The 25,409-nt window shown below is 47.6% G+C and carries 31 protein-coding genes and 5 tRNA genes; 17 read left to right on the forward strand and 19 right to left on the reverse strand.

Annotation, left to right across the window (positions count from 1 at the left end):
• Positions 1–2 precede the first annotated feature (2 nt).
• The 5 genes from EL309_RS03565 to EL309_RS03585 form a co-directional block, all read right to left on the reverse strand.
• Complete coding sequence (locus EL309_RS03565; protein ID WP_126382078.1) at positions 3–224, reverse strand: hypothetical protein; 222 nt, start codon at positions 222–224, stop codon at positions 3–5.
• A gap of 50 nt (positions 225–274) precedes the next feature.
• Positions 275–814, reverse strand: a complete 540-nt coding sequence (locus EL309_RS03570) for a hypothetical protein (RefSeq protein WP_036494615.1) — start codon at positions 812–814, stop codon at positions 275–277.
• A complete protein-coding gene (locus EL309_RS03575) occupies positions 805–1,275 on the reverse strand; it encodes a hypothetical protein (RefSeq protein ID WP_232014432.1) in 471 nt (156 codons plus the stop codon). Before EL309_RS03575 ends, EL309_RS03570 begins: the two co-directional genes overlap by 10 nt.
• 370 nt (positions 1,276–1,645) lie before the next feature.
• On the reverse strand, positions 1,646–2,092 hold the full coding sequence (locus EL309_RS03580) for a hypothetical protein (protein WP_081463177.1): 447 nt from the start codon (positions 2,090–2,092) through the stop codon (positions 1,646–1,648).
• Positions 2,093–2,164: 72 nt separating this feature from the next.
• On the reverse strand, positions 2,165–2,566 hold the full coding sequence (locus EL309_RS03585) for a phosphoglycerate kinase (protein ID WP_193777268.1): 402 nt from the start codon (positions 2,564–2,566) through the stop codon (positions 2,165–2,167).
• A 627-nt stretch (positions 2,567–3,193) separates the two neighbouring features.
• On the opposite strand from EL309_RS03585, the gene EL309_RS03595 reads away from it, so the two are divergent.
• Positions 3,194–3,598 carry a hypothetical protein gene (locus EL309_RS03595; RefSeq protein WP_004282705.1) on the forward strand — a complete coding sequence of 135 codons (405 nt, stop codon included), beginning with the start codon at positions 3,194–3,196 and terminating at the stop codon, positions 3,596–3,598.
• Positions 3,599–3,717: 119 nt separating this feature from the next.
• Here the strand turns inward: EL309_RS03595 and EL309_RS10805 are convergent, their stop codons facing one another.
• The 3 genes from EL309_RS10805 to EL309_RS03610 form a co-directional block, all read right to left on the reverse strand.
• Entirely contained in the window at positions 3,718–3,909 is a 192-nt protein-coding gene (locus EL309_RS10805) for a Txe/YoeB family addiction module toxin (RefSeq protein WP_267894594.1), read from the reverse strand.
• A gap of 471 nt (positions 3,910–4,380) precedes the next feature.
• The gene (locus tag EL309_RS03605; protein WP_004282704.1) at positions 4,381–5,157 is read right to left on the reverse strand and encodes a hypothetical protein; all 777 of its coding nucleotides are present in this window, start codon (positions 5,155–5,157) and stop codon (positions 4,381–4,383) included.
• 7 nt (positions 5,158–5,164) lie between these two features.
• Entirely contained in the window at positions 5,165–5,374 is a 210-nt protein-coding gene (locus EL309_RS03610; RefSeq protein ID WP_004282703.1) for a hypothetical protein, read from the reverse strand.
• A 110-nt stretch (positions 5,375–5,484) separates the two neighbouring features.
• On the opposite strand from EL309_RS03610, the gene EL309_RS03615 reads away from it, so the two are divergent.
• The 9 genes from EL309_RS03615 to EL309_RS03650 all read left to right on the forward strand — a co-directional run bounded on the left by EL309_RS03615 (position 5,485) and on the right by EL309_RS03650 (position 11,054).
• Positions 5,485–6,096: a helix-turn-helix domain-containing protein gene (locus EL309_RS03615; RefSeq protein WP_036494619.1), complete on the forward strand. Its 612-nt coding sequence runs from the start codon at positions 5,485–5,487 to the stop codon at positions 6,094–6,096.
• Between the two features lie 997 nt (positions 6,097–7,093).
• The gene (locus tag EL309_RS10655; RefSeq protein WP_004282701.1) at positions 7,094–7,264 is read left to right on the forward strand and encodes a hypothetical protein; all 171 of its coding nucleotides are present in this window, start codon (positions 7,094–7,096) and stop codon (positions 7,262–7,264) included.
• 107 nt (positions 7,265–7,371) lie between these two features.
• Positions 7,372–7,902, forward strand: coding sequence for a TrbM/KikA/MpfK family conjugal transfer protein (locus EL309_RS03620; protein WP_193777267.1), 531 nt, complete (start codon positions 7,372–7,374; stop codon positions 7,900–7,902).
• A gap of 168 nt (positions 7,903–8,070) precedes the next feature.
• Positions 8,071–8,835, forward strand: coding sequence for a nucleotide-binding protein (locus EL309_RS03625; RefSeq protein WP_004282699.1), 765 nt, complete (start codon positions 8,071–8,073; stop codon positions 8,833–8,835).
• The gene (locus tag EL309_RS03630; protein WP_231987908.1) at positions 8,828–9,259 is read left to right on the forward strand and encodes a hypothetical protein; all 432 of its coding nucleotides are present in this window, start codon (positions 8,828–8,830) and stop codon (positions 9,257–9,259) included. Before EL309_RS03625 ends, EL309_RS03630 begins: the two co-directional genes overlap by 8 nt.
• Positions 9,260–9,284: 25 nt before the next feature.
• Positions 9,285–9,512, forward strand: a complete 228-nt coding sequence (locus tag EL309_RS03635) for a hypothetical protein (protein ID WP_232014433.1) — start codon at positions 9,285–9,287, stop codon at positions 9,510–9,512.
• A 40-nt stretch (positions 9,513–9,552) separates the two neighbouring features.
• Positions 9,553–9,810 carry a hypothetical protein gene (locus EL309_RS03640; protein ID WP_004282696.1) on the forward strand — a complete coding sequence of 86 codons (258 nt, stop codon included), beginning with the start codon at positions 9,553–9,555 and terminating at the stop codon, positions 9,808–9,810.
• Between the two features lie 6 nt (positions 9,811–9,816).
• Positions 9,817–10,146: a helix-turn-helix domain-containing protein gene (locus EL309_RS03645; RefSeq protein WP_081463176.1), complete on the forward strand. Its 330-nt coding sequence runs from the start codon at positions 9,817–9,819 to the stop codon at positions 10,144–10,146.
• Complete coding sequence (locus tag EL309_RS03650) at positions 10,068–11,054, forward strand: tyrosine-type recombinase/integrase (protein ID WP_081463180.1); 987 nt, start codon at positions 10,068–10,070, stop codon at positions 11,052–11,054. The genes EL309_RS03645 and EL309_RS03650 overlap by 79 nt, the downstream gene beginning before the upstream one ends.
• Positions 11,055–11,130: 76 nt before the next feature.
• Here EL309_RS03650 and EL309_RS03655 read toward each other — a convergent pair.
• The 6 genes from EL309_RS03655 to pgsA form a co-directional block, all read right to left on the reverse strand.
• Positions 11,131–11,220, reverse strand: a tRNA-Leu gene (locus EL309_RS03655).
• Between the two features lie 140 nt (positions 11,221–11,360).
• Positions 11,361–11,434: transfer RNA gene (locus tag EL309_RS03660), tRNA-Cys, on the reverse strand.
• Between the two features lie 45 nt (positions 11,435–11,479).
• Positions 11,480–11,555: transfer RNA gene (locus EL309_RS03665), tRNA-Gly, on the reverse strand.
• 19 nt (positions 11,556–11,574) lie between these two features.
• Positions 11,575–11,650 (reverse strand) — tRNA-Gly (locus EL309_RS03670).
• A 29-nt stretch (positions 11,651–11,679) separates the two neighbouring features.
• Positions 11,680–11,755: transfer RNA gene (locus EL309_RS03675), tRNA-Gly, on the reverse strand.
• 87 nt (positions 11,756–11,842) lie between these two features.
• Positions 11,843–12,409: a CDP-diacylglycerol--glycerol-3-phosphate 3-phosphatidyltransferase gene (gene pgsA / locus EL309_RS03680; protein ID WP_036494621.1), complete on the reverse strand. Its 567-nt coding sequence runs from the start codon at positions 12,407–12,409 to the stop codon at positions 11,843–11,845.
• 265 nt (positions 12,410–12,674) lie between these two features.
• On the opposite strand from pgsA, the gene EL309_RS03685 reads away from it, so the two are divergent.
• Positions 12,675–14,468 (forward strand): Na/Pi cotransporter family protein, encoded by a 1,794-nt coding sequence (locus EL309_RS03685; RefSeq protein WP_004282693.1) that lies wholly within the window; start codon positions 12,675–12,677, stop codon positions 14,466–14,468.
• Between the two features lie 142 nt (positions 14,469–14,610).
• Here the strand turns inward: EL309_RS03685 and adhP are convergent, their stop codons facing one another.
• Both adhP and EL309_RS10660 read right to left on the reverse strand, forming a co-directional pair.
• Complete coding sequence (gene adhP / locus EL309_RS03690) at positions 14,611–15,654, reverse strand: alcohol dehydrogenase AdhP (RefSeq protein ID WP_004282692.1); 1,044 nt, start codon at positions 15,652–15,654, stop codon at positions 14,611–14,613.
• On the reverse strand, positions 15,611–15,778 hold the full coding sequence (locus tag EL309_RS10660; protein WP_159068481.1) for a hypothetical protein: 168 nt from the start codon (positions 15,776–15,778) through the stop codon (positions 15,611–15,613). Before EL309_RS10660 ends, adhP begins: the two co-directional genes overlap by 44 nt.
• Before the next feature lie 332 nt (positions 15,779–16,110).
• Between EL309_RS10660 and EL309_RS03695 the strand changes: the two genes are divergently transcribed.
• From EL309_RS03695 to EL309_RS03705, 3 genes are all read left to right on the forward strand, one after another.
• Complete coding sequence (locus EL309_RS03695) at positions 16,111–17,007, forward strand: DMT family transporter (RefSeq protein WP_231987911.1); 897 nt, start codon at positions 16,111–16,113, stop codon at positions 17,005–17,007.
• 240 nt (positions 17,008–17,247) lie between these two features.
• Entirely contained in the window at positions 17,248–18,414 is a 1,167-nt protein-coding gene (prpF, locus tag EL309_RS03700) for a 2-methylaconitate cis-trans isomerase PrpF (RefSeq protein WP_004282688.1), read from the forward strand.
• Between the two features lie 187 nt (positions 18,415–18,601).
• Positions 18,602–19,855, forward strand: coding sequence for an acetate kinase (locus tag EL309_RS03705; protein WP_004282687.1), 1,254 nt, complete (start codon positions 18,602–18,604; stop codon positions 19,853–19,855).
• Positions 19,856–19,958: 103 nt separating this feature from the next.
• Here EL309_RS03705 and EL309_RS03710 read toward each other — a convergent pair whose 3' ends face one another.
• The 3 genes from EL309_RS03710 to argS form a co-directional block, all read right to left on the reverse strand.
• Entirely contained in the window at positions 19,959–20,369 is a 411-nt protein-coding gene (locus EL309_RS03710) for a YqaA family protein (RefSeq protein WP_004282686.1), read from the reverse strand.
• Between the two features lie 3 nt (positions 20,370–20,372).
• The gene (locus tag EL309_RS03715) at positions 20,373–20,966 is read right to left on the reverse strand and encodes a DUF2238 domain-containing protein (RefSeq protein ID WP_004282685.1); all 594 of its coding nucleotides are present in this window, start codon (positions 20,964–20,966) and stop codon (positions 20,373–20,375) included.
• A 76-nt stretch (positions 20,967–21,042) separates the two neighbouring features.
• Positions 21,043–22,761, reverse strand: a complete 1,719-nt coding sequence (argS, locus tag EL309_RS03720) for an arginine--tRNA ligase (protein ID WP_004282684.1) — start codon at positions 22,759–22,761, stop codon at positions 21,043–21,045.
• A gap of 322 nt (positions 22,762–23,083) precedes the next feature.
• Here argS and pxpB point away from each other — a divergent pair, with 322 nt between their 5' ends.
• From pxpB to pxpA, 3 genes are read left to right on the forward strand one after another with little or no spacing between them, the layout of a single operon-like run.
• On the forward strand, positions 23,084–23,728 hold the full coding sequence (pxpB, locus tag EL309_RS03725) for a 5-oxoprolinase subunit PxpB (RefSeq protein WP_004282682.1): 645 nt from the start codon (positions 23,084–23,086) through the stop codon (positions 23,726–23,728).
• The gene (locus EL309_RS03730) at positions 23,725–24,654 is read left to right on the forward strand and encodes a 5-oxoprolinase subunit C family protein (RefSeq protein ID WP_004282681.1); all 930 of its coding nucleotides are present in this window, start codon (positions 23,725–23,727) and stop codon (positions 24,652–24,654) included. The genes pxpB and EL309_RS03730 overlap by 4 nt, the downstream gene beginning before the upstream one ends.
• Positions 24,644–25,381 (forward strand): 5-oxoprolinase subunit PxpA, encoded by a 738-nt coding sequence (gene pxpA, locus EL309_RS03735; protein WP_004282680.1) that lies wholly within the window; start codon positions 24,644–24,646, stop codon positions 25,379–25,381. The genes EL309_RS03730 and pxpA overlap by 11 nt, the downstream gene beginning before the upstream one ends.
• Positions 25,382–25,409 lie beyond the last annotated feature (28 nt).

Here is a 25,409-nt window from a genome sequence, read left to right on the forward strand (position 1 = left end):
CTTCACTTCATATGTTTCAACAAAGAAGTAACGGTAATAACAATAATCCTCCCGCAGGAGGGGGCAAGTCGGGCTTGGGCTTGCCGGTTGCGTAGGTTGCCGCAGGTGCCGGAGCGGTCGGCATGGTCAAGTCCGGCTTGGGGGCGTGGGGACGTTTCGGGCGGAGGTACGGAGCCGGGAACGGGGCTGCTGCGGGATGGATTTTGACAAACGGGCTTTCCCATCTGCCATATTCAGGCCGTCTGAAACCGTCTCTTTCAGACGGCCTGCTATATTAAAAATTGGAGATTACTTGCTCGATTGTCCACCAAGTCTTAGGGTAGGCTTCCCTAAATTCATCAATTCCCCATTGATTTTCTTCATCATCAATCCCTGAATCATAAATAAATTTTCCATCAGAGCCTATGAAATGTGTTGCTCTTATACAACCATTCCTTATACTGGCCTCCACATTGGCGACATTTTCCAGCATCAGCAGATTAGTTAAAGCTACCGTATCCAGCCTTGTATTGGGAGGAATATCCCCTTTCAAACAGTCTGAAAACAGCTTGTCATACATTGGTCGGGGCAATAACGCAAATGTTTCTGTCATTGTGCCGACCTCGTAATCCGCACATGTTTGAGCCAGTAAGTCGTAAGTAAAATCGGAACTGCCTTTTAAGGCCGAAGCAAAAATTTCTATGCAGTCGTCCGCGGTTAAACCATCGTTTAAACTGTCCATATTGCGCCACATCGTCATAAATACTTCCCGCATTTGCTTCGGGTGAAGTTCTGATATTTGAGTGAGAATGTGGTCAACATTGTTTATTTCCATTGTTCCGCCTCCATAACTTCTTCAACGTTTTGAATCCCTTTCGCTGCAATCTCTTTTTCAAACCATGCTGCGGGGTCAGCGTAAAACTGATTCGGCATGTTTAGATACACACCAAAATCAATCAAAGCTCCATCGCACCACCATCTCGCATCAAGATTCAAATCTCCCTTGTAATAAACTTCTATAAATGTGCCGCGTATTTTGTAGGTTTCGGCCGCGCTCTTACTTTCAATATCCGCTGTCATCTGCACCCGTCCAAATCCGGCATCAATTTCTTTCAGGGGTTTCAGAAGCTGCATCAGCCGTAAATAGCGGTCTATATCGAACGTAACCGTTAAATCTTGATAAACCCGTATATCTCCATCATCATCAGCCCATATGTTGTCTTTTAATGCTGCTTCATCTAAAAAAATAACCATCTCGCGCGTACCTGTGTATCCATATTGAAAGTGGTATTTCATCGCTGCTTCCTTTCTTTCAGACAGCCTGAAGGCGGTCTGAATCATTTGTTGCAAAAATCAGTCTTGCCACAATCGGATTCGGCAAAGTCCGTTATTGACGGCAGATTGAACGGCGTAATATTCAGAGAAACCTTCTTCTTCAGCCCAAGCAAGGTATTTGAACAGCCTGTTTTTAATATCGCTTTTGATTTTCATCAGCCCGCTTTCAGTTAAGACAAGGGGCATACTGCACACCATCCCGCGCTCCAATGTCATTTCATCCACAATCTGAAAGAAATGGCGGATACAGTTTCTGCTCTGAGGTGTCAGCTTTATCAGACAACCCTCCTGTCTGTGATTCGGACGGCCGATATAACAACGTGTACCCATCTCAAATGCCTCTCGATTTGGACGTTTTCATGTATGCGTCGGACAGGTAGCGACTGAAATCGCTGAAACGCCCCCGTACCCATTCATTGTCTGTATTGCATCGCCCCTGTTTAGCCAGCAGTTGCTTTGCCCATGTTTTCATCATCGGGAATTTCTCTGCAAATGCTTCGTTATAACCCACTTGTTTCTCAAAGAAATGTCCGTTTTTCTTGTCGAGGTCAATAAAGAAACAGGCGAGTTCCCGATGGTCGGGGTATTTTCGGTTTTGAATCAGCAGGGTCAGTTTGCCGCCTTTGAGACGGTAATCGGCAATGAAGAAGCGCAGGTCTTCGTACAATGTCGGGTTGTATTTTTTCGATAAGCCCAAACCCCACTCTAGGGTGTACCAGCAATCTTCAAATGCCGCTTTCAGGTTTTTTCCTGCGGTATGACATGCTATCCAGCCCATGATTTTTTTCCTTTTCTGATATATTCTGCTTTTCGGACGGCTACAACAGGCCGTCCGAAACTTGGTTAACGATTACCACCAACTGTCATAAAAGACTGCCAAGCCGTTTGCTATGGCATCGCGAGCGGTTGCAATAAATTTCTTGGTCTCTTCTATGTCTTCGGGGTACACCTCTTCTCCACCGAAGAAAAAGCCCGGCGTATATTCCAGTTCGTCTTTTTCTAACTCCTGCTCTAACCGTTCCAAGTCCTCTAGCTCCAGCCTTACCGTTCGGCAGTTAAACACTTCGTCTTGCCCGCCTTTTTCTCGGTAAAGCTCTTCCATCCATCCGTGCAGGTGGTTGAATTTGCGCCAGTAGGCTATGTCGGTTAGCTGCGCTTGCTCGCGCTCTTCATCGGTTTGCGGCATCACATCGGTTTGTCGGTCGCCCGCAAACTCGGCGCGCATGGTGTAGCCGTACATGTCCAATCCCATAGTCATTCCTTTCATGCGAAATAATTAACAATGCAACGATACAACCATCGGGGGCGGTCGCCGCCGTGTTGTGATGTCGTTAAAAATTTCAAAGCGCAAAAAGTCCAGACTGGCTTTGTGCGGCTTTCATCTTTGTCCGGTGCGCCCGTGGCGTGGTGGAAAAGGTGGAAGACGTGCAAAGACACTCGTCTTGGTCTGGACTTTTTGCGCTTTGAAATTTAGACATCTAGAGGCAACACGGCGGCGACCGCCCCCGATGGTTGTTTACGGGACAGCCGCTTGCGGCGTTTCCGCCTTTGGGCGGAATTTTTAAAAACGCTTTAGGGCGTTTTTTGGCACTCGTTGCCTATCCTGCGTCTAGTTTAAAAATAGGTTTATTTAGGAAATTTTGCGTTTTTAGCAGGGGTGAGGTACGCGCGGACTTGGATAGTAACGTTTGCAATTTTGGATTGCATTAGTTACAAATAGTTTTATATGGATATTAATTAGATAATGCTAGATATTAGTTAGATTATTATTGGTATTTGTTAGATATTTTGCTAGACAAAAATAGATATTAATTGGTATATTTATAGATAACTATAGACTTTATTAGATTAATTTAGATAATAATTGGATAGGATTAGTATGCCGAAAATATCAGCAGCCGAATTTATTCAAGCTCATCAGAAAAAAGGTCGGAGCTCAAAGCTGGAACCGTACCGAGAAGATATTCTGCTGCTTAAATCTCAAGGTTTCACTCAGCAGCAAATACTAGATTTTTTAAAGATGAATGGCATTACTGTGGGGATGACTACGTTAAACTGGTTTATCCGTAGCCGGACAGAAACTGATGAAAAAAAATCTGTGCGGCAGAATCAGAAATTTCCTAGTCATGTGCCTTCGGAAAAACCGGAAATAACCGAGCATTCCTCGGCACAAAATCAGCAGCAAGAAAAAGTGCGAAAATCTCAACTAGATGTAGCGCAACAAACTGAAAAAAACGCTGGTACTGTTGAGCCAAAGAATGCGGCTAATTCAGAAACCCCCTGAAACTCCGCCGGGTGAGCCTCGGAAATTTAAATTTAAACCTTCTGAAGTTGATGCAAAAAAATTGATGTAAATAAGGCCGTCTGAATCTTTTCAGACGGCCTCTTCAAAAAAACTTGTACCTAACGTCCATAGTGAAAGCGGCAAGCATAAACTGTTACCGTATCTTCTTCTACGGAGTAAACCAGTCTGTGTTCCCGATCTATCCTACGCGACCACAAACCTGATTTCTGATGCCTAAGTGCTGTAACTTCATATTGATATTCCGTTTGGTTCGTATCTACATTGTGGATACTTTTAGCTTGAAGCGTCAAAAATATGTCTTCCTAAACCAAATTATCCACAAAAAACGTGAATATCCCCCTGCTAAACACCTTAAACGTCTATTTCTAAATTAAAAAATAATTTGCACAAAAAATTATCAGGCCGAATGGCCTTATTAATATCTGTAATTGGTCTCTGATGTGATCTCTGTATAGATATTGTCCGTCGCGTACAAACAACTTTGCCCGATTTGAGCAAGGTACAATGTACAAATTGTACAAAGATATGATTTATAATGATTTTTTAGATTGGAAAAAATGATTATAGAAATATCTGAAATCGGCTTTTCAGACGGCCTCAAACCTTAGAACCATCAAAAAGGCATAAAAAAACGGCTGACACAGGGTATCAGCCGTAAAAAACTGCTCGAGCAAGGCTCAAAAGCAGGGTGAAGACAGGTTTTGAATGTGTTTGGCCAGCACTAAGGTGCAATAAGGTTTCAGTCCTTATTGTGCTTATTTTCAGCCTTTTTTCCTCAGGTATTGCAGTATGTTTTGATAGTTTTTGTTTTTGCTTATATCGGGCTTGTCGGATGAAGATTGGGTTGTTCGTTCACGCTCTGCCAACTGCTCGGCTAGTTCGCGTTCAATTTGCTTGCGCTGTTCCTGTATGCTTTTTTCAGTGGGCTTGTAGGGTTGGTTTCGATCATCTGCAAAGAAACCTATCCAGCCTTTGAGAATGGATTTTTCCATAATAGGCCGTAGGTCTAGATTTTGATTGTGGAGAGCTGCCAGTTGTTTGATGGCGGTTTTTTTCATGGAATTACCCGTTGTCTTGCCTTTTTCGGCCACCATGTCTAGCCAAGCCTGCCACAGCTTGAGCGGAATAAATTTGGGAATGCGGAAGTTGTCTCTGTCGTAGTGGTAGTTGCTGACGGCTTCCGGTACGGGAACGCCACGCATTTTGCAGATTTTGGCGAGTAATGCTTCGCGATTGATATACCAGTGCATTTTCCCGTGCACGCCGCCACGCCGGTATTGCACCAAGCCTTGTTCGAGCAAGATACGGCGCGCTTTCTCATAGCCGCGTCGGGTGAGGCTAAGTTCTTTTTTCAAATCGTTTGCGGTCTTGTAAATCCAGCCTTTCTTGTGTGGTTCTTTATCGGCTACGTCGCTCCACCAAAACAAATTGGACAGGAACGAGGCCGTCTGAAAATCGTTGGCACACAGTGGCATAAATTCATCAAAGACTTGGATGAATTTGTTTTCAAGGAAATGGCGCAGGTCGGCGATTTGCATAACTAGATTACTCTGAATTCTTCACGATTTTATGAAGTTCCAATAAAGCCGTTCCAGTTTCAAAGGAAATGGCCTTTTTGCTTTTTGTATTTTGAGTTCGATAGTAATTATTTTTGACCTGTGAAATAAAGCCTTGTGAACAACCACAAAAGTCAGCAATTTGCTTTTGTGAATATCCCGCGTCTTGTATATCTTGAATAATCTGTGTCCAGTCCATGAAAAATCCTTTCGATTACGCAAACTATTTTAATTAGAAAGCTAATTTTTATCAATAACCAAACTAATTAAGTAAAACCATAGACTAATCTTTTTGCTAGAGAGCAAGCTATGGAACATATTGGAGATAGAATTAGAGCAGCTCGATTGAATTTGGAGTTAAGTCAAGCTGAATTGGCTAAACGTGCAAATGTCAGCCAGGGGACTATTGGCCAGTTGGAAAGTGGACGTAATCAGAGTTCCGCAAAAATAATAGAGTTGGCTGCTGCTCTCAATGTTTCGCCTGAGTGGTTGCTTTATGGGAAAAATCCCCCGTCTATTGTTCAAAAACCAGAAAACATTGAGAATACGGATTCATATATTACGTCTGAACATTCATCAATAGCTTTGAAAAAAGACTTTTTAAAAGCAAATGGATTTGATGCGGGATATGTTGATTTCATCAAATGTAAAGATGAAAGTATGTCTCCAACCATAAGTATTTTTGATGACGTGGCTTTTAGTCGATTAGATAAAGTAAAACATGAGAATGGGGTTTTTGTGATCAAGCGAAGCTCTGGACTAATATTTATACGTAGAACAATTCTAGATTCATCTCAAAAATGGATTTATCGTTGTGATAATTTGGATAAAACTCGATTCTCAGATGTTGATGCCATAGAATCGGATGAAATTTTGGGGAGAGTAATATGGAGAGGGGGGATTAATTCGTTTAATCTTTGATTGAAACAACCTTATCCAATCAGGTTAGTTTATTTGCCGTCTGAATTGTTTCAGGCGGCTTTTATTTTTTGTTTTGAAGGCTTCTAGGGAGATATAAGAAAGTAAGTATTGCTAAAATTACCATGCTAATAAAATTTTATACTAAATTATTAGAATACTATTTACTAATTAAAATTAGTTTGCTAATATTTATCCAAGCTTTAGATGGACTGCTCTTTAACAGCTTGGTAACGTTGCAACCGACCTTCGGAGTCAAATCCGTATTTTGAGAAGTCATGCAGACTTCAGATTCAAAAACGGCAAGGCAGGCGTAGAAAAGGCGTAGCAGCCTTTGGGTAAATCGGATAAACGGTTGCAGGTATCGTCAACATACCAAAAAGAAAAAAGCCGACTAACCGGGTAGCGCGGGTGCGTCCGGGTTAAGCGGCTAGTTGAACGGAAAGAATCGGAACGTAATTCCGATGTTGAGCAAATCCACGGAGGAGCTCTGACTGACAATTTCACTTTATTAAACTGCCTCTTGTGGGCAGATGTAGGGCGATAATGCCCTGAGCGTGTTCCCTAACACGCATTTTTTCAGACGGCCTCGCACGCCGTCTGAGATCTGTACTCAGACCCAAGCCCGTTTGAAAAAGCGGGCTTCAATCTGCGTATCGTCATTATAACACTAAGACTTGTTGAAATAATGACAAAAGTAATCTTAATTTCTATTGAGAAGATAGTTTCCCCATGTGAATGAATTTCATAATGGCCGGCAACTCAGTGGCTGGGCAACAAAAGACTGAGCGGTTACGATACCGTAGCGTGTGTGATGTCCTGAACAAGCACTTTGGCCGTGAATCAATTATCAGTAGCGGCAGCCTTGGAACAATCGCGGTTTCAGGTCTTATCAGCCTGTTGCCGTTATGCTCATGATGCTCTGATAAGGCTGACTATCGGCAATAGCGTCGGGGAGCAGGTGGGAGCCCTGCTTTTTTATTTCTTCAAGAAAGGAAAAATGATGAAAGCTATCCCTAAAACAACGAAACAGATTCAGGTGGGAATTTATGACAGCCTGAAAGCAGCGTCCAAACAGGTTGATATGCTGTTGAAACGCAATGGTGATTTGTGTGTGAATATCGTCCGACACGGCAGTAAGTTTCAGGTCAATACGGTGGTGTGGCAATAAGAAAACCGCTTTGTTTCCAAAGCGGCCTTTTGTTTGAAAGGATAATTATCCATAGGGTATGGCGATTATCCTTTTCTTACGGCATTAAGTCAAATGGAGATATGTTGATGAAGAAAATCCTTGCAAGTTTGGCGGCATCAGCCGCTATTTTTACATCTCTCCCTGCTCAAGCGGGAGATGTACTGACCGGCGACACGAAATTGGCGTGTGAAGCCATTTTGTGTTTATCCACCGGCGATCGACCGCATGAGTGCGCAGCATCAATTAAACGTTACTTCAATATTCGCCACAAAAAATTCCATAAAACGCTTGAGGCACGCCGGAATTTCCTGAATCTTTGTCCGAGCAGTAATGAATCAAATATGCCCGGCTTGATTGACGTATTGGTCAACGGTGCCGGTCGTTGCGATGCTGCCGAGTTGAACCGTATTAATCGTGCAACCTATACAAAAAAAATCAGAGAAACTGGGGGGCGTTACGCAGATAGATCATGGATTACAGTTGAAGTGCCTTATATCAGAAATGCTAAACCTTCATATTGTTCTGCATATTTTGAACACAGTTGGACGACCGCAGGCGACCATGTGAAGTATGTGGGAGAAGAAAAAGAAGGCGGGCGTTGGGTAAATGTGAAATAGTTCACTCGGCTCCGGTTTCATTCCTCCATCCAGTCCTACCGGAGCAACTTCAACCGGCGGAGTTAGCATTCTCCGCCGGTCTTTTTACAGACTAAAGCGCGCCTGATTTAAGGCGTTTTTTAATGTGTAAAAAGATTGGTCGATAGGCCGTTTTAAAAAGGAAATAAAATGAAAGAAGCACATTTGATTGTCCAGGGCAAGGGTGGAGTTGGTAAATCGTTTACAGCCATGATTATTGCCCAATATTTGGCTGCTGAAGCAAAAAATGAGGTTCCAGTTGTTTGCTTCGATACCGACCCGGTAAACCAAACTTTTAGCAGGTATGCTTCACTGAAACCTGAAATCATTAACATCCTTACAGCAGACAATACTATTGATACCCGTATGTTTGATGGTTTGATTGAAAAGCTAATTGAAACTGATGGCATTGCAGTAGTGGACAACGGGGCTGCAACGTTTGTACCTCTAATGAGTTATATGGCTGAGAACCATGTGGACGAATTACTGAAAGAAAACGGTGTGCGTCTGATTCTCCATGTGCCGATTATGGGCGGGCAAGCATTGGAAGATTGCGTTGTAGGTTTATCTCAAACCATCAATGCCATAGATGCAGATGTTGTTGTTTGGTTGAATGAATATAACGGTGCTATTAAATCTTCCGATAACAAGGTATTTACTGATTTTTCGGTTTATAAAGACAATAAGTCTAAGATTATTGGAATTATTAAAGTCGCACATCGTAATCCTGATACTTACGAAAAAGATATTCAGGCTATGACTTCAGCAAATCTAACCTTTTCTGAAATTGAGGCATCGTCCGATTGGGGCATCATGCCACGCCAACGCTTGCGTACTGTAAAACGCGACTTATTCGCTCAACTAAAAAATCTTCCCATTTGGGTGAATCAGCAAAACGGTGCGGCCGATGAGTAGTGAAACTGACCACATCATATCTGAAGTATTCCGCCTTACAGGTCTTCGTATTTCCAAAGATGATCCGGTAATGGCGGTTCTTCTTATGCAACAGCAGATGTTTGATAAAGCTTTCGCCGAGCTTTCATCTCATCAAGAGCAATACACCGAAGCTATTGCTGCCCATGCCGAAAACATCACGGCAGCCGCCACAAAACTTGAAACCTACCGCGAGCAGCTTTTGGTTGAGCTGGCACAGCAAGCCAACAATAGGATAAAAGAAACTGAAGATCGTGTTTATGCGTCGGTTTCTGAACGTGTTATTCGGGATGTAGAGAAAGCTAATACAGCCTTTATAGACCGTCTGAAAAAGCTGTTGATGCTTGTTTCTGCCGCATGGGGTATAGGATTACTACTTCTTTTAGTAGTTTTGAATCTTAAATAAACATTATTGGTATAGGGAGTAAAGTATGAGAGTCTCTATAATCCTTGTTATGTTATTGGCAGGCGTCGTTTTTACTATTGTTTTATTAGACAGTGTTTTAAGCATTGCAAATGGAGAATCAGATTGGGGCAGTGAAACATTTAAGATGTTGTTAGTAGGCGGAATTTTTGCATTTATGGTGTTAGGTTCTTGGCTTGCAATTTATTCAAAAGCATCCGACGGAAAAAATGACCGTTCAAACGTTGATTTATGAATATCTAAAGTCTTTCCTTACTTTTTATGAAGGCGTATTTATGTTAAGCGAAGCTACTCCGGTAATCCGAACTATAAAAGTCCCGCCAGGCTTTACTCCGCCGGAAAACAACTACCCGCACTACCGGCTGTTGCCGGTACAAACAGAAACAGGCAGATTTTACTGCCTGTTTTTTTACATTACGAGCAATGATTTTTTAATACTGGAGCCAAAAATCAAACGGCATCTTGCCATTGGAAAACTGGCCGAATTTCTGAAAACAGCAACGTACACGGTGTATGAAACAGTATATGAGTGAACAGCTATGAATACATATGATGTTGAAGAGGCTGCTGCGTATTGCAAATGCCATCCCGAAACGATTCGAGAGCATATCCGTGAAGGCCGTCTGAATGCCTCAAAACCAGGACGAAAATATTGCATTACACAGCGTGCACTTGACGCATTCCTTTCTAATCAAGAGAATGAGCAATTGCAGGCTTCACTTGCTAATAGGAGTGAAGAAAAATGCTTAAAAATGAAGGATTATATCGCCGTGGGAACGGCGTTTGGTACATTGACTTTACAACACCCAGCGGAAAAAGAGTTAGACGCTCTGCTCGCACAAAAGACAAAAAATCAGCCGAAGAACTGAGAGATAAACTCAAGCATGATGCTTGGCGGGTTTCTCAACTTGGCGAAAAGCCTAAGCGTTTATGGGATGAAGCCGCTTTAAAGTGGCTTAAAGAAAAGGCAGCAAAAAGAAGTATAGATGACGATAAGTCAAAAATACGAATGCTGACACAATTCAGAGGCGTTTATTTGCATCACATTGATAACGAGTTCGTGATGAATGTGGTAGGCAATCTGAAATGCAAAGACAGCACGAAGAACCGCTATTTATCTCTTATCATTTCTATTTTGAATGCAGCTGCAAAAAAATGGAAATGGATAGACAAAGCACCATTCATTGAAAAATATAAGGAGAATGCAGGACGAGTACGCTGGTTAAAGCCTGCTGAAGCTCAAAGGCTGATAGGGGTGGCAAAACCACGATACTTTGCTGATTTGATTATATTTAGTCTCAATACTGGTTTAAGACAAAGCAATGTTTTAAATCTTAAGTGGGACCAAATAGATTTAGATCGTAAAGTTGCTTGGTGCCATCCTGATGAGGTGAAAGCTGGAAAAGCTTTGGGTGTTGTTTTGAATGATGCCGCAATTGAGGTTTTAAAGCGGCAGATAGGAAAACATTCCGAGTACGTTTTCGTAAACAAACGTGGAAATCCTATTGTTGGTATAAATAGTAGGTACTGGAAGAAAAGTCTTGAGTTGGCCAACATAACAGATTTCACATGGCACGATTTGAGACACACATGGGCAAGTTGGTTAGTTCAACGCGGAGTGCCATTGAGGGTGTTACAAGAGATGGGTGGATGGCAAACACTATCTATGGTTCAACGCTATGCTCACCTGTCATCGGAGCATTTGCAGTCACATGCTAAGATACTGTCTGATTTGGTGAGACATTCGCAAAATGACGACACAAATTTGTCACAGTAACTTTAACCGAAATGTTTTTTGTTCGAGGATTATTTGATACGAGAAGATAATTTTCTTAGGAAAATCATGATGGTTATGGTGCCCGGAGCCGGAATCGAACCGGCACGACCTGTTTAGGGTCGACGGATTTTAAGTCCGTTGTGTCTACCTATTTCACCACCCGGGCTTTTACCTTCAATCCACAAACGGACAAAAGATAAAAAACTTGGAGGCGGGGGCGCGGATTTTAACCGGCCTACATAAGAGTTGCACCTCTTATGGCATAAACACTCTGCCACCCCGCCATGGGATATTATTAAATTAATTTGGAGGCGGGAGTCGGAATCGAACCGGCGTAGACGGCTTTGCAGGCCGCTGCATAACCACTTTGCTATCCCGCCTTAAGGCGTAACAAGCCACTTAAATGGTGTAAACGGCTTGGTGTTTGGAGCGGGAAACGAGTCTCGAACTCGCGACCTCAACCTTGGCAAGGTTGCGCTCTACCAACTGAGCTATTCCCGCATAGGTCAAATGTGTTTTTTGGAGCGGGAAACGAGTCTCGAACTCGCGACCTCAACCTTGGCAAGGTTGCGCTCTACCAACTGAGCTATTCCCGCATTGAAATTACATTTGATTCGGTAAACTGTGGAGCGGGAAACGAGTCTCGAACTCGCGACCTCAACCTTGGCAAGGTTGCGCTCTACCAACTGAGCTATTCCCGCTTAAATTTGTTTTTCTTGCTTTGCTGCATCAGCAAGAGAACGCCATTATAATCCCTGTTTTTTTTATGTCAAGTCTTTTGTAAAAAATTATTCTTTAAATTCTTTCCAAGCCATTTTCAGATAATAAAACATAGACCAAATGGTTAAAACAGATGCTATAAACATCAATATGTTACCTAAATAAATCAGATTCACTCCGTAAAAATCGTGCAATCCGGCGAGCAATAGGAAAATGGCGACCATTTGCGCCGCAGTTTTGAATTTGCCGATTGTGGCAACGGCCACGCTTCCTCTTTTGCCCATCTGCGCCATCCACTCACGCAAAGCGGAGATGGTGATTTCACGACCGATGATAATGATGGCAAAAATAACATAAGTCCGATTCAAACTGACCAAAAGCAGCAACGCTACGGCCACCATAAGTTTGTCGGCTACCGGATCCAAAAAGGCACCGAAATCGGAGGTTTGTTTCCACAAACGTGCCAAAAAGCCGTCGAACCAGTCTGTTATGGCTGCCAACGCAAAAATAAAAGCGGCCGCCCAATTGACGGTTTGCGGGTCAAGCCAGTTTTCGGGCAGATAAAACAATACTGTAAATACCGGAATCAATAAGACTCGGATCCACGTAAGGAAAATAGGGATGTTCCAAGGCATAGTTAGCGCAGCTTTCTTTTATCGTTGTCGTTTCAGACGGCCTGTTCTCTTGGGGCTGCTGAAAGTTTTTCATTATATCTAATTTGATAAGAGGCTTGAAGTTCAATAAGGTTTTATCGAGGCTAAAACAAACCTTATTTTAGAGCCTGTCCGACCTGCATTCTCCATCTTTGTTTTTCATCACAAACAAGCACGATAATTTTGTTACAATAACATGACAATTCTTTCATTATTCAACATCTTTTGCTTTTTGCGAATGTAAGTTATGAAAACGATAAAAATAAGATCTATTCTGATCGGCTTGTTGTTGGCTGCATTGGCTTATAGTTTTTGGTACAGCCCTTCATGGCTGAAACTCTGCTACGGTTTGGCCCTGTTTTTATTCGGTATGCAATGTATTGAGGAAGGCTTGCATAATACGGCCGGCGGCACATTGGAGAAATTGATAGCTAAAAGTACGGCTTCTTCCGGCAAAGGCCTGCTGTTCGGTATCGGAGCGACGTTTATCCTCCAATCCAGTACTTTGGTTTCTTTATTGACCATCGCTTTTTTAAGCACGGGTTTGATTACTTTGGCAGGCGGTATCGCCATTATTCTCGGCACCAACCTCGGTGCGACCAGCGGCATCTGGCTGCTGGCTCTGGCGGGACAAAGCATCAGCTTGAGTCCGATTGCCATACCGGTTGTGGTTTTCGGTATTTTGGCGAGCTTTTTCAACAACAAAACCAAAGCCGTCGGACGGGTTTTAGTCGGAATTGCCTTGATTTTTATCGGTATTGACGCGATTAAAGAAGGTTTCCAGGCTTTCGGCGGCACCATGGATTTCGCTTCGTTCCGTTCGGGCGGTATCACCGAAATCGCGATTTTCTGCGGTATCGGTCTGCTGCTGACCATTGTGCTCCAGTCTTCACACGCTACGCTGATTCTGACTTTGGCCGCATTGGCCGGCGGTCAAATCAGCTTGGCTCAGGGTTTTGCCATCGCCATCGGCTCCAACGTCGGCAGCAGCGCTTCGACTGCTTTTGTCGGCATGTTGGGCAGCAACCGCAACGGTCAACGTTTGGCTCTGGCGCATTTGGTGTTCAATACGGTAACAGCCGTACTGTCTTTGATCTTATGGATACCGCTGACAAAAGCCGTAACCGGATTGGCCGGGCTGACGGGCATGAGCCAACTGCTGCAACTGGCACTGTTCCACACCTTATTCAACTTACTCGGCCTGGCCACATTCTGGAAACTGCAGGACCGTCTTGCCGACCGTCTTATCAGCTGGCTGCCGGAAAAACAGGAAGCCGAGCTGTTGGCCGTTTCCGACGCCGTTGTAACGCCGCGCCATCTCCACAGCAATATGCTGCGATCCGGCGACACCGCTTTGCGCGCGCTGACTCAAGAAGTCCGCCACTTAAACGCATTGGGCTTGGAAGTGATCTGTCACGTTCTCTTTATCCCTGCCCACGAGCTTTATAGCGGCAGCGCGGATGACGGCAAAAAACTGCCGCCGCCTACCCTGCCTTTGGAATTGGACGCGCAAAAACTGTACGAACAACAAATCAAACCTCTGTACAGCCAGATTTTGGACTTTACCAGTAAAATCGACATCGACGGCGAAATGCAGCAGCAACAATTGGCTGCCGTGCATACCGCCGCACTGAATATGATCGACATCATCAAAGAAAGCAAACATTTGCAGAAAAACATGCAGCGTTATCTGCAAGAGCCCGAGTCTCCCGTTTATCAAGACTATATGCGTTTGCGCCGCCACCTGTTCCGCAGCCTGCAGCTGTTCCGCAAAATGTCCGAGCTGAAAGGATGTTCGGAAGAATGGAAAGAGCAATCCGCCCTGCTGACCAAGCATATCGATTCTCTGGAAACCTTCCGCGCACGCATTATGGAAAAACTGCGCAACAACGAAATCAGCGGCTGGGAAACCTCTTCCCTGATGAACGACACCAACTATGCCGGCCGTATCGGTTGGGGCATACAGGAAATCCTACAAACCATGTGTCTGAACCCGGCGGAAGAAAAAAACACCGAGGAAGAAGCTGCAAAAGCTGCTTAAACATCGGCTTTTTCAACACACAGGCCGTCTGAAAATTTCAGACGGCCTTAATTTTCAGACGGCCATTCGGAAAAAACCATGCCTGTCCGAGTATCCGTTCGGGCAGGCATGGTGTATTGCCGGTTAAATCAAATACAGGCGTTTAGTGATGCGTGCAGCCGCAGCTTTTCTTCATGTCGATAACCATACGGCCTTGGATTTTACCGTCGCGCATTTCTTGGAAAATGTCGTTGGTTTCGTCGAGCGTACGGGTTTGTACGACAGGAACGACAATGCCTTCCGCGCCGAATTGGAATGCTTCTTCCAAGTCTTTACGCGTGCCTACCAGCGAGCCGACGATTTCGATGCCGTCCAACACGATGCGGGGGATGGATAAATCCATGGTTTCGGGCGGCAAACCTATGGCTACGACGCGCCCGCCAGCGCGCACGCAGTCTACGGAAGAGTTGAAGGCCGCACGGGAAACGGCGGTAACGACTGCGGCATGTGCGCCTCCGACTTTTTCCTGTATCACTTTGGCTGCGTCTTCTTTGGCGGCGTTAATCACGATGTCTGCGCCCACTTCTTTTGCCAAAGCCAGTTTGTCGTCGTTGATGTCGATGGCGATCACATGTGCGCCGAACACTTTTTTAGCGTATTGCACACCCAAATTGCCCAAACCGCCGGCGCCGTAAACGGCAATCCATTGTCCGGGGCGGACGCCGGAAACTTTGATGCCTTTATAAGTGGTTACGCCTGCGCAGGTAATGCTGCTGGCTTGGGCGGGGTCTAAGCCGTCGGGTACTTTAACGGCATAATCGGCATCTACGATACAGTGCGTGGCCATGCCGCCGTCGGCAGTGTAGCCGGCGTTTAATACGGTGCGGCAAAGGGTTTCGCGGCCGGTATTGCAGTATTCGCACGAACCGCAGCTTTTATACAGCCAAGCGATGCTGACGCGGTCGCCTTTTTTGAGACGGGTTACGCCGGGAGCGGTTTCGGTTACGATGCCGATACCTTCGTGGCCGAGTACGCGGCCGGGTTTCTGGCCGTAATCGCCGGCGGCAACGTGCAAGTCGGTATGGCACACGCCGCAATATTCTACTTCTACCAATGCTTCGCCGTTTTCAAGAGGGCGGATTTCGCGTTCGATAATTTCTACGTTACCGTTGCTGTCGGGGGTGACCACTGCTGCTTTCATTTTCATGATGCTTCTCCTGATTGGGGTGGACGGATGAAAGACGCGCCGGTTTGATGTCAGACGTGAAACCGGCTTCGTCTTGATTGATAATCATGAAATAAGTATGCGCCTGATGTTGGATGAAAGTCAAATGATTTTCATTCCTAAGTCTTTGAAATTAAATAGAATTGTTATACTATAACATTCATTTAGACATTAATGGCGGCAGACTGTGCCTACTGTTTTCTTTTCGCTGTTGTCGGTTTGTCTTTCATCGCTAAAACCAACTGCCGGGGCCGTCTGAAAAATACAATATTTTCAGACGGCCCCGGTTTTCCGAATGATCTCAACTGCAAACTTTACCGCCCAATCCGAAACATACCGTAAAACAGCAGGCAGAATCGCTGTTTTCCGCCCACAAAATCATGGAATGATGGTTCGTGCCTTGTTATGATGCGTTTATTTATCCGCCGGTACGACACCATGTCTCCTAGCCCGTCCTTATTCAAAAACCTGCCTTTCCTGATTACGCCGCCGCTGCTCTGGGCGGGCAATGTGATTGTTGCGAGAATGGTGCGCAACGATATTCCGCCGTTTACGCTTTCGTTCGGACGTTGGGTGATTTCGCTGCTGATTCTGCTGCCGTTTGCCTGGGCGGCAATGCGGCGGGACAAAAATCTCTACCGCCGGCATGCCAAGCCGGTTATCGGTACGGCGCTGACAGGCGTGGCGGCGTTCAACACGTTGGTTTATACGGGGCTGCACAATACGACAAGCACCAATGCGCTCTTGCTCAATTCGTGTATTCCCGTATTGATTATGCTGATCGGTGCGGTATTTTACGGACAAACGCTAAACCGTTTTCAGGTATCGGGTTTATTGCTGTCATTGTGCGGCGTGCTGGCGATTATCCTGCGCGGCGATTTGGAAAACTTGTGGGCGTTGCGGTTTAACTCGGGCGATTTGTGGGTGTTTGCAGCGGTGGTCTGCTGGGCGTTTTATACTTTGTGGATGCGGCATATGCCGTCTGAAATCAACCGTACGGGGCTGACGGCAGTACAAATCATGCTGGGTTTGCCGGTGCTGCTGCCTTTGTGGTTATGGGAACGTGCAGGCGGAGCGCAGGTGAATTGGAATACGGACGCGCTGCTGGGATTTGCGTATGTAGGCGTGTTTCCTTCGGTGGTGGCGTATTTGTGTTACACGGCAGCCATCGCACGTGTAGGAGCGGTGCGTGCCGGATTAAGCATCCATCTGATGCCGGTATTCGGCACGCTGCTGGCGGTAACGCTGTTGGGCGAAGCATTCCACCTTTACCACTTTATCGGTATTCTGGCGATTTTCGGCGGCATTTTGCTGAGCAACCGCCGTTCCGCTTAAACTGTTTCCATCACGACCGACAGAGGCCGTCTGAAAAATCACCATAATTTTCAGACGGCCTCTGTCTTTTTCCGCGCTTCCAATCACAAGCATTCATGAAAAATAAATATTTACCGCTTTTATCACGATAAAAAGGCTTTTGTTCCGCTATGTTTTTCTTTAGAATCGGTGTACAAATAATCGACAGCCAACCGACAGCGGTTGCGCCGGTAAAACAATAAATTCAAGGAGAATAACCCCATGCAGATTAAAATTCCTGCAGTCTACTACCGTGGCGGCACGTCCAAAGGTGTCTTTTTCAAACGCAGCGACCTGCCCGAAGCGGCGCAAAATCCCGGCGAAGCACGCGACAAAATCTTATTGCGCGTTTTAGGCAGCCCCGATCCCTACGGCAAACAGATCGACGGTTTGGGCAACGCCAGCTCTTCCACCAGTAAAGCCGTTATTCTCGATAAAAGCAGCAAAGAAGGCCATGACGTCGACTATCTGTTCGGACAGGTGTCCATCGACAAACCGTTTGTCGACTGGAGCGGCAACTGCGGCAACCTCACCGCCGCCGTCGGCGCATTCGCCATCAGCAACGGCTTGGTCTATCCGGGCAAAATTCCTTCAGACGGCATCTGCACCGTTTATATCTGGCAAAAAAACATCAGCAAAACCATCATTGCCCACGTTCCCATGAAAAACGGCGAAGTTCAGGAAACCGGCGATTTCGAGCTGGACGGCGTAACCTTCCCGGCTGCAGAAGTGCAAATCGAATTTCTTGATCCGGCCGACGGTGAAGGCAGCATGTTCCCGACCGGAAACTTGGTTGACGAGCTGGACGTTCCCGGCGTCGGCAAACTGCAAGCCACATTAATCAACGCCGGAATTCCGACTGTATTCGTCAACGCCGCCGACATCGGTTACACCGGCAAAGAGCTGCAAGACGACATCAACAACAGCACCGAAAAACTGGAATTTTTTGAAAAAATCCGTGCATACGGCGCACTGAAAATGGGTCTGATTCAAGATTTGGGCGAAGCGGCCATCCGCCAACACACACCTAAAGTCGCTTTTGTCGCACCGCCGCAAGATTACGTTTCTTCCAGCGGCAAAGAAGTCAAAGCGGACGATATCGATCTTTTGGTACGCGCACTGTCTATGGGTAAACTGCACCACGCCATGATGGGTACGGCTTCCGTAGCCATCGCAACCGCCGCGGCCGTTCCCGGCACATTGGTGAATTTGGCCGCCGGCGGCGGAGAACGCGAAGCCGTGCGCTTCGGCCATCCTTCCGGAACATTGCGCGTCGGTGCGGCCGCCGTATTGGAAAACGGCCAATGGACGGCGAAAAAAGCCGTGATGAGCCGCAGCGCGCGCATCATCATGGAAGGTTGGGTGCGCGTTCCCGAAGACTGCTTCTGATCTTCCGTCTCCGTCAGACCGTTTTTTTTTCAGACGGCCTGACGGAAACGTTCTGCTGTTTAATGCTTCCGACAAGCAAAAACGGAACAGGCCGGACACTGCGCAGCTTGCCCGAAACGGGCATTCATGTTGTAGAATCAGACGGTCTATCCACAACAAAAACCATGTACCACAAGGAGAAATAGTAATGTCTAATCAATTGATTCTGGTTTTAAACTGCGGCAGCTCTTCTCTGAAAGCAGCCTTGATCGATCACGCCAGCGGCGAGTTGATCTTAAGCTGTCTGGCTGAAAAACTGACATCCAACGATGCTTTCGTTACCTTTAAATATTTCGAACATCCGCATGTTCAGCCTATCGACCGCCGCTCTTGGTTCGTCGGCAAATCCGACGGCGAAAAACACCAGATCGAAATGGGCGAAAACAACGACCATAAGAGCGTGGTACAGGCTTTGCTCGACGAATTGAAAGCCCACGACCTGCACACCATGATCAAAGCCATCGGCCACCGCGCGGTACACGCCGGTGAAAAATACAATTCTTCCGTTTTGGTGGACGACAATGTTATCGCCGCTTTGGAAGAATGTATCCCGTTGGCACCGCTGCACAATCCGGCCAACCTGATCGGTATCCGCGCCGCTCAGGAAGTCTTCCCCGACCTGCCGAACGTTTGCGTGTTCGACACTGCTTTCCACCAAACCCTGCCCGAATACGCTTATACCTATGCCGTACCGCAAGAGCTGTATAAAAAATACGGTTTCCGCCGTTACGGCTTCCACGGCACCAGCTTCCGTTATGTAGCACCGACCGCTGCCGAACTGTTGGGCAAAGATGTCAACAACTGCTCGATGGTCATCGCCCACTTGGGCAACGGCGCATCGGTTTGCGCAGTGAAAAACGGTCAATCCGTCGACACCAGCATGGGCATCACGCCGTTGGAAGGCTTGGTGATGGGTACGCGAAGCGGCGACGTTGATGCCAGTGCCTATCCGTTCCTGGCGGAAAACGCAGGCATGGACATCAAACAAGTCAACGACTTGCTGAACAAAAAATCGGGCCTGTTGGGCATTTCGGGTTTGTCTAACGACTGCCGCACGTTGCAGGAAGCCGCTGCCGAAGGCCACGAAGGTGCGAAATTGGCATTGGAAGTGATGACTTACCGCTTAGCCAAATACATCGCCGCCATGAGCATTGCCACCGGCGGCATCGACGCTTTGGTGTTTACCGGCGGCATCGGCGAAAACTCCGACCTCGTCCGCAGCAAAACCGTTGCCCGTCTGCGCTCAATGGGCTTGGAAATCGACGAAGCGGCCAACCAAGACGTACGCTTCGGCAAAGCCGGTTTCATCAGCCCGAAAGGCAAAACCCCGGCAGTATTGGTGGTACCGACCAACGAAGAACGCATGATCGCCATCGATACCGCCCGTTTGGCCAAACTGTAATCTTTCATTGATACAGGCATAGCAAGAGGCCGTCTGAAATTTTCAGACGGCCTCTTGCTTGTTTTCAACCCAATCCGTTGATATCCCCATATACAAACGCAATTCAAAACAACGCCCGGGCCGCACCCAACAAAAAACCGTAGCGCAAAAACTTGCCTGCTACCAAAACCACACTGCTCAACCACGGATTCAGACGCAGCCAGCCGGCAGCCAAAGGCAAACCGTCGCCGACCACCGGCACCCACGCCAACAACAAAGTCCACACGCCCCATTTCTGCAAATAAGCCATGATTTTTTCAGACGGCCTTTTTTTAACCGGCAGCCAATATCCCATCGCATACGACACCATACTGCCCAATCCGTTGAATAATCCGGCAACCAGCAAAGCCGCCAACCAATGTTGCGGATAGGCGTGCAGAAACGCCAAAAACGCCGCTTCGGATGTTCCGGGCAGCACCGTGGCCGATGTAAACGCCGAAGCGGCCAACGCACCGTATTGCCACCACAATTCCACGCCCTACTCCGCCGTCGGCCGGTTGGCCAGACGCAAAAGCAAAACCATACAGAGCGAACCGATCAAACACCACAACATATCCGACTGCGTATCCCAAACATAACCCTGCGTTCCCAAAAACGCATCGGCCGCCTGCTTGCTCAACACCGCCACCAGCCACTCAATCAATTCATACACCGCGCTGACCGCCATGCACACGCACACCGTCAAAAACGCCAGCCAACCGCGGCTGCGCACCACCTGCCGCTTCCACAAAATCTCCGCCGCAATCACCGCCGGCGAAAAACCCTGCATAAAATGCCCTACCTTATCGTAATTGTTCCGGCTCCAGCCCATCGGCTCGCGCAGCCAGTCAAACAGCGGCACTTCCGCATAAGTGTAATGACCGCCGACCAGCAAAACCACGGCATGCACCCACATCACAACATAGGCAAAATCGCTGAAACGGAAACGCCGGTATGTCGCCGACAGCAGCACCGCACCGATAACCGCAGGCGACACTTCCAATGCCCAGACAGCATAATCTTTAGGCTGAATGCCCGACCACACCAGCACCGCCGCAAACAGCAGCAACATTCCGACATAACGGTTCATCATTTTCAGACGGCCTCATACAATAAAAGGCCGTCTGAAAAAATATTTAAAATTTCAGACGGCCTGTTGTTGTCAAAAATTACATCACTTCCAAAGTCTCGATACCGAGCAATTCCAAGCCCTGCTTCAAAATACCGCCGGTCAGTTTGGCCAACTGCAAGCGCGTATTGCGCACACTGCCTTCCGCTTTCAAAATCGGGCAGGCTTCATAGAAGCGGCTGAACAGGGTTGCCACTTGGTAGAGATACGCCGCCAGATAATGCGGATAAGACGTTTCCGCCACGCTTTGCAGCACGTCTTCGAATTTCAGCAACTCAACGGCAAGCTGCTTTTCCAAAGGCTCGTTCAGCTGCAGCGGCGCGTCGGCATTCCATTCGCCCGCTTTCTTGAACACGCTTTGCACGCGCGTATAAGCATATTGCAGATAAGGCGCGGTATTGCCTTCGAAACTCAACATCGAATCCCAGTCAAACACATAATCGCTGGTGCGGTTTTTACTCAAATCCGCATATTTCACCGCACCGATACCGACGGTTTTACCGATGTTTGCCGCTTCTTCTCCGCTCAAATCCGGATTTTTCGCTTTAACCAAAGCGGTGGCGCGTTCTTGTGCCTCGTCCAACAACTCGACCAATTTCACCGTATCGCCCGAACGGGTTTTAAACGGCTTGCCGTCTTTGCCCATCATCGTACCGAACGCAATATGCTCGGCAGCCACCTGTTCCGGCAACCAGCCCGCCTTACGCGCAACCGTAAACATCTGCTGGAAATGCAAGGCTTGGCGCGCGTCAACCACATACAGCAGACGGTCGGCATTCAGACGGCCTACACGATAACGCACACAAGCCAAGTCGGTGGAAGAATAAAGGAAACCGCCGCCTTTTTTCTGCACGATAAACGCCGCAGGCTCGCCTTCTTTATTTTTGAACTCATCCAAAAACACCACTTTGGCGCCGTCGTCCTCAACCGCCAAGCCTTTTTCAGACAACTCATCAATCACCGGCTGCAAATCGTCGTTATACATCGATTCGCCTGCCACATCTTCCGGAGTCAGCTTCAAGCCCAAAGTATCGTAAACATTTTGCGCGTGGCTCAAAGAAATTTCTACAAACTGTTTCCACAAAGCCAAAACGGCTTCATCACCGCCCTGCAACTTCACCACATACTCGCGCGACGTATCGGCAAAGGCTTCGTCTTCGTCAAAGCGTACTTTGGCATTGCGGTAAAACTGTTCCAAATCCGCCAGCTTGAATTCGGCGTCGGCTTTTTGCTGCTCCACCATATACGCCACCAGCATACCGAACTGCGTGCCCCAGTCGCCCACATGGTTTTGCGCCACCACGCGGTGTCCCATATAAGCCAGCACGCGGGCGATGCTGTCACCGATAATGCTGGAGCGCAAATGGCCGACGTGCATTTCTTTGGCCAGATTGGGAGAAGAATAGTCAATCACCACAGTTTGGCTCTGTGCCGTTTCTTTCACACCGAAACGGCTGTCATTTAAGGCCGTCTGAATATTTTCAGCCAAGAAATCCGCATGCAAACGCAAATTGATAAAACCGGGGCCGGCTACTTCGGCGCTTTCAATCACGCTGCTGCCGGATAAGGCAGCGGCGACGGTTTGCGCCAACTCGCGCGGATTTTGCTTGGCCTGTTTGGCGGTTCCCATCACGCCGTTGATCTGAAAATCGCCGAAATCGGCATTTTTGGCAGGCTGCAACACCACCGGCGCGCCGCCGATACCGGCAGCTTCAAAAGCTTTCGCCGCTTCTGCGGCGACGGTTTGGTATAAATTCATTTGATTTTCTCTAATCACTTCTAAACTATCGTCTGTTAAAGCCGTCTAACGCAAACTAACCGAACATTTCAATCGGCACGGCTGTTCCCTGTCAGGGCATAAAAATTCATTAAGGCGGTATTTTAAAATAAATTACCGATATGAAACACCTTTTTATATCGCTGCACCGGCCTGCCGGAAATGGAAATAATCGGCTGTTTGCCAGCAAAATAAACCGGCTTCAACAGCTTATGCGCAAAGAAAATGTACTTATAATGAAAAATTATTATTTATTAAATAAAAATTACTTATATAATCAATTTTGATTTAGAATTATGCAATTATGATAAATATTTCACTCATCAGCGAATCCGCCATCTGCTGCACGCTCCCTCCGCCTGCGGCTTTAGACAAACAGCAACGCTTATGGGTGTTTGCCGACCGTATCGGGCAGCTGGCCGAAACCGCCGAAGTCGTGGTCGGCATGAATAATCTGACCGTATTCATACAAGGCGGTACGGATATCCGCCGTTTTTCAGACGGCCTGCCGAAGCTGTGGCAGCAAACCCAAGCAGGCAACCATAAAGGCAAACATATCGATATCCCCGTGTATTACGGCGGAGAATACGGCCCGGATTTAGCCGAAGTTGCGGCTTACCATTCAACCGGAATCCGCGAAATCGTAAAGCGTCATACCGAACCGCTTTACACCGTATTCATGATGGGTTTTCAGCCCGGATTCCCGTATTTGGGCGGACTGCCCGAACATCTCCATACGCCGCGCCGCGACAATCCGCGTACTTCGCTGCCTGCCGGTTCGGTGGGTATCGGCGGCGTCCAAACCGGCATTTATCCTTTCGCTTCGCCGGGCGGTTGGCAGATTATCGGTCGCACCGAAACCGCTTTATTCCGTGCCGACCTTTATCCGCCTACCCTGTTGGCGGCAGGCGATACCGTGCGTTTTGTAGCGGAAAGGATTGAAGCATGATGTATATACGCTCCATTCAAGCCCACGCGCACATTCAGGATAACGGCCGCTACGGGCTGCGCCGCTACGGCATAGGCCATGCCGGTGCTATGGATATTCTGGCGCTGCAGGCCGGTAATACGCTATTGGGCAACGACGAAAATGCACCGGCCGTTGAAATTGCTTTGGGCGGTATGCGTATCGAATTCGGTTGCGACACGGTTTTCTGCCTGACCGGTGCGCTCTATGAGGCGGAATTGGACGGACAAGCCATCCATTCTTATTGGCGCTACCCCGTCAAACGCGGACAAACTCTGACACTGACCCGTGCCATACAAGGTATGTACGGTTATCTGTGCGTGGCAGGCGGCGTTGAAGTACCTGAAGTTTTGGGCTCGCGCAGCACGGATTTGAAAGCAGGCTTCGGCGGCTTTAACGGCAGACTGCTGCAAAGCGGTGACGAACTCCCCATCCGCCCTGCCGACTTTTCATGCAAACCGTTAGGTATTGCGCCCATCGCGTTCACCAAAACCATACATGCCCTGCCGTCTTCGGAATACGGGCATTTTACCCTGCGCAGCCATTACCGTTTTTGGCAGAACCTATGGACATTGCAAAGCGACAGCAACCGCATGGGCTACCGCTTCGATGGCGACGGCTTGGAATTGTCCCAGCCTTTGGAAATGTTGTCGCATGCAGTGCAGGCCGGAACCGTCCAAGTGCCGCCCAACGGCAAACCCATTATTTTGATGGCCGATGCGCAAACGACCGGCGGTTATCCTAAAATTGCCAGCATTGCCGCTGCAGACTTAGGCAGATTGGCACAAAACCGATTCGGCAGCAAAATCCATTTCCGCATGGTCAGCCACCATGAAGCGGCGCAACTGCAACAAAAAAACCGTATTTACCTCAACCAGATTAAAAGGATAGTCGAACATGCACGTTGATTTAAATGCCGATTTGGCCGAAGGCTGCGGCAACGACGAACTGCTGATGCAGCGGATTTCTTCCGCCAATATCGCCTGCGCCCTGCATGCCGGCAGTGCGGCCGATATGCAGAAAGCTTTATTGTGTGCCAAACAAAACGGCATCCGTATCGGCGCCCATCCCGGCTATCCCGACCGCGAAAATTTCGGCCGAACCGATATGCAGCTTCCCGAAAACGAATTGCGTGCCTGGCTGCTGTACCAACTGGGGGCATTAAAAGCATTGTGCGATGCGAACGATTTGCCCCTCAGCTATGTCAAACCGCATGGCGCACTGTACAACCGTGCTGCCAAAGACCGCAGGCTGGCCGACGTGATTGCCGATACCGTCCGCCGTTTTGATCCCGACTTAAAACTGATGGCATTGTCCGGCAGCCTGCTGCTGGAAGCCGGAAAAGCCGCCGGACTGAGCGTCATTTCGGAAGTATTCGCGGACCGCCGCTATATGCCCGACGGCTCGTTAGTACCGCGCAGCCGCCCCGATGCGCAAATCGACAGCGACGACGAAGCCGCCGCACAAGTACTGCAAATGATACGCGACCACTGCGTAACGGCTGTTGACGGCTCGAGCGTACCGGTGCGTGCAGACAGTATCTGCCTGCACGGCGACGGAGGACACGCTCTGGCGTTTGCCGACCATATCCGAAAAGCATTGAAAGAAAACGGGATTGATATTCAGGCCGTCTGAAAAAATCCGACAAGCAAAAATCGAAATA

The organism is Neisseria weaveri, from assembly GCF_900638685.1.
In the GTDB taxonomy this organism is placed as follows: domain Bacteria; phylum Pseudomonadota; class Gammaproteobacteria; order Burkholderiales; family Neisseriaceae; genus Neisseria; species Neisseria weaveri.

Excerpts from the sequence above, each read along its gene's own strand:
- EL309_RS03565 (WP_126382078.1), bottom strand. The coding sequence starts at position 224 with ATGGGAAAGCCCGTTTGTCAAAATCCATCCCGCAGCAGCCCCGTTCCC.
- EL309_RS03570 (WP_036494615.1), bottom strand. The coding sequence starts at position 814 with ATGGAAATAAACAATGTTGACCACATTCTCACTCAAATATCAGAACTT.
- EL309_RS03575 (WP_232014432.1), bottom strand. The coding sequence starts at position 1,275 with ATGAAATACCACTTTCAATATGGATACACAGGTACGCGCGAGATGGTT.
- EL309_RS03580 (WP_081463177.1), bottom strand. The coding sequence starts at position 2,092 with ATGGGCTGGATAGCATGTCATACCGCAGGAAAAAACCTGAAAGCGGCA.
- EL309_RS03585 (WP_193777268.1), bottom strand. The coding sequence starts at position 2,566 with ATGGGATTGGACATGTACGGCTACACCATGCGCGCCGAGTTTGCGGGC.
- EL309_RS03595 (WP_004282705.1), top strand. The coding sequence starts at position 3,194 with ATGCCGAAAATATCAGCAGCCGAATTTATTCAAGCTCATCAGAAAAAA.
- EL309_RS03605 (WP_004282704.1), bottom strand. The coding sequence starts at position 5,157 with ATGCAAATCGCCGACCTGCGCCATTTCCTTGAAAACAAATTCATCCAA.
- EL309_RS03610 (WP_004282703.1), bottom strand. The coding sequence starts at position 5,374 with ATGGACTGGACACAGATTATTCAAGATATACAAGACGCGGGATATTCA.
- EL309_RS03615 (WP_036494619.1), top strand. The coding sequence starts at position 5,485 with ATGGAACATATTGGAGATAGAATTAGAGCAGCTCGATTGAATTTGGAG.
- EL309_RS10655 (WP_004282701.1), top strand. The coding sequence starts at position 7,094 with ATGATGAAAGCTATCCCTAAAACAACGAAACAGATTCAGGTGGGAATT.
- EL309_RS03620 (WP_193777267.1), top strand. The coding sequence starts at position 7,372 with ATGAAGAAAATCCTTGCAAGTTTGGCGGCATCAGCCGCTATTTTTACA.
- EL309_RS03625 (WP_004282699.1), top strand. The coding sequence starts at position 8,071 with ATGAAAGAAGCACATTTGATTGTCCAGGGCAAGGGTGGAGTTGGTAAA.
- EL309_RS03630 (WP_231987908.1), top strand. The coding sequence starts at position 8,828 with ATGAGTAGTGAAACTGACCACATCATATCTGAAGTATTCCGCCTTACA.
- EL309_RS03635 (WP_232014433.1), top strand. The coding sequence starts at position 9,285 with ATGAGAGTCTCTATAATCCTTGTTATGTTATTGGCAGGCGTCGTTTTT.
- EL309_RS03640 (WP_004282696.1), top strand. The coding sequence starts at position 9,553 with ATGTTAAGCGAAGCTACTCCGGTAATCCGAACTATAAAAGTCCCGCCA.
- EL309_RS03645 (WP_081463176.1), top strand. The coding sequence starts at position 9,817 with ATGAATACATATGATGTTGAAGAGGCTGCTGCGTATTGCAAATGCCAT.
- pgsA (WP_036494621.1), bottom strand. The coding sequence starts at position 12,409 with ATGCCTTGGAACATCCCTATTTTCCTTACGTGGATCCGAGTCTTATTG.
- EL309_RS03685 (WP_004282693.1), top strand. The coding sequence starts at position 12,675 with ATGAAAACGATAAAAATAAGATCTATTCTGATCGGCTTGTTGTTGGCT.
- adhP (WP_004282692.1), bottom strand. The coding sequence starts at position 15,654 with ATGAAAATGAAAGCAGCAGTGGTCACCCCCGACAGCAACGGTAACGTA.
- EL309_RS03695 (WP_231987911.1), top strand. The coding sequence starts at position 16,111 with ATGTCTCCTAGCCCGTCCTTATTCAAAAACCTGCCTTTCCTGATTACG.
- prpF (WP_004282688.1), top strand. The coding sequence starts at position 17,248 with ATGCAGATTAAAATTCCTGCAGTCTACTACCGTGGCGGCACGTCCAAA.
- EL309_RS03705 (WP_004282687.1), top strand. The coding sequence starts at position 18,602 with ATGTCTAATCAATTGATTCTGGTTTTAAACTGCGGCAGCTCTTCTCTG.
- EL309_RS03715 (WP_004282685.1), bottom strand. The coding sequence starts at position 20,966 with ATGATGAACCGTTATGTCGGAATGTTGCTGCTGTTTGCGGCGGTGCTG.
- argS (WP_004282684.1), bottom strand. The coding sequence starts at position 22,761 with ATGAATTTATACCAAACCGTCGCCGCAGAAGCGGCGAAAGCTTTTGAA.
- pxpB (WP_004282682.1), top strand. The coding sequence starts at position 23,084 with ATGATAAATATTTCACTCATCAGCGAATCCGCCATCTGCTGCACGCTC.
- EL309_RS03730 (WP_004282681.1), top strand. The coding sequence starts at position 23,725 with ATGATGTATATACGCTCCATTCAAGCCCACGCGCACATTCAGGATAAC.
- pxpA (WP_004282680.1), top strand. The coding sequence starts at position 24,644 with ATGCACGTTGATTTAAATGCCGATTTGGCCGAAGGCTGCGGCAACGAC.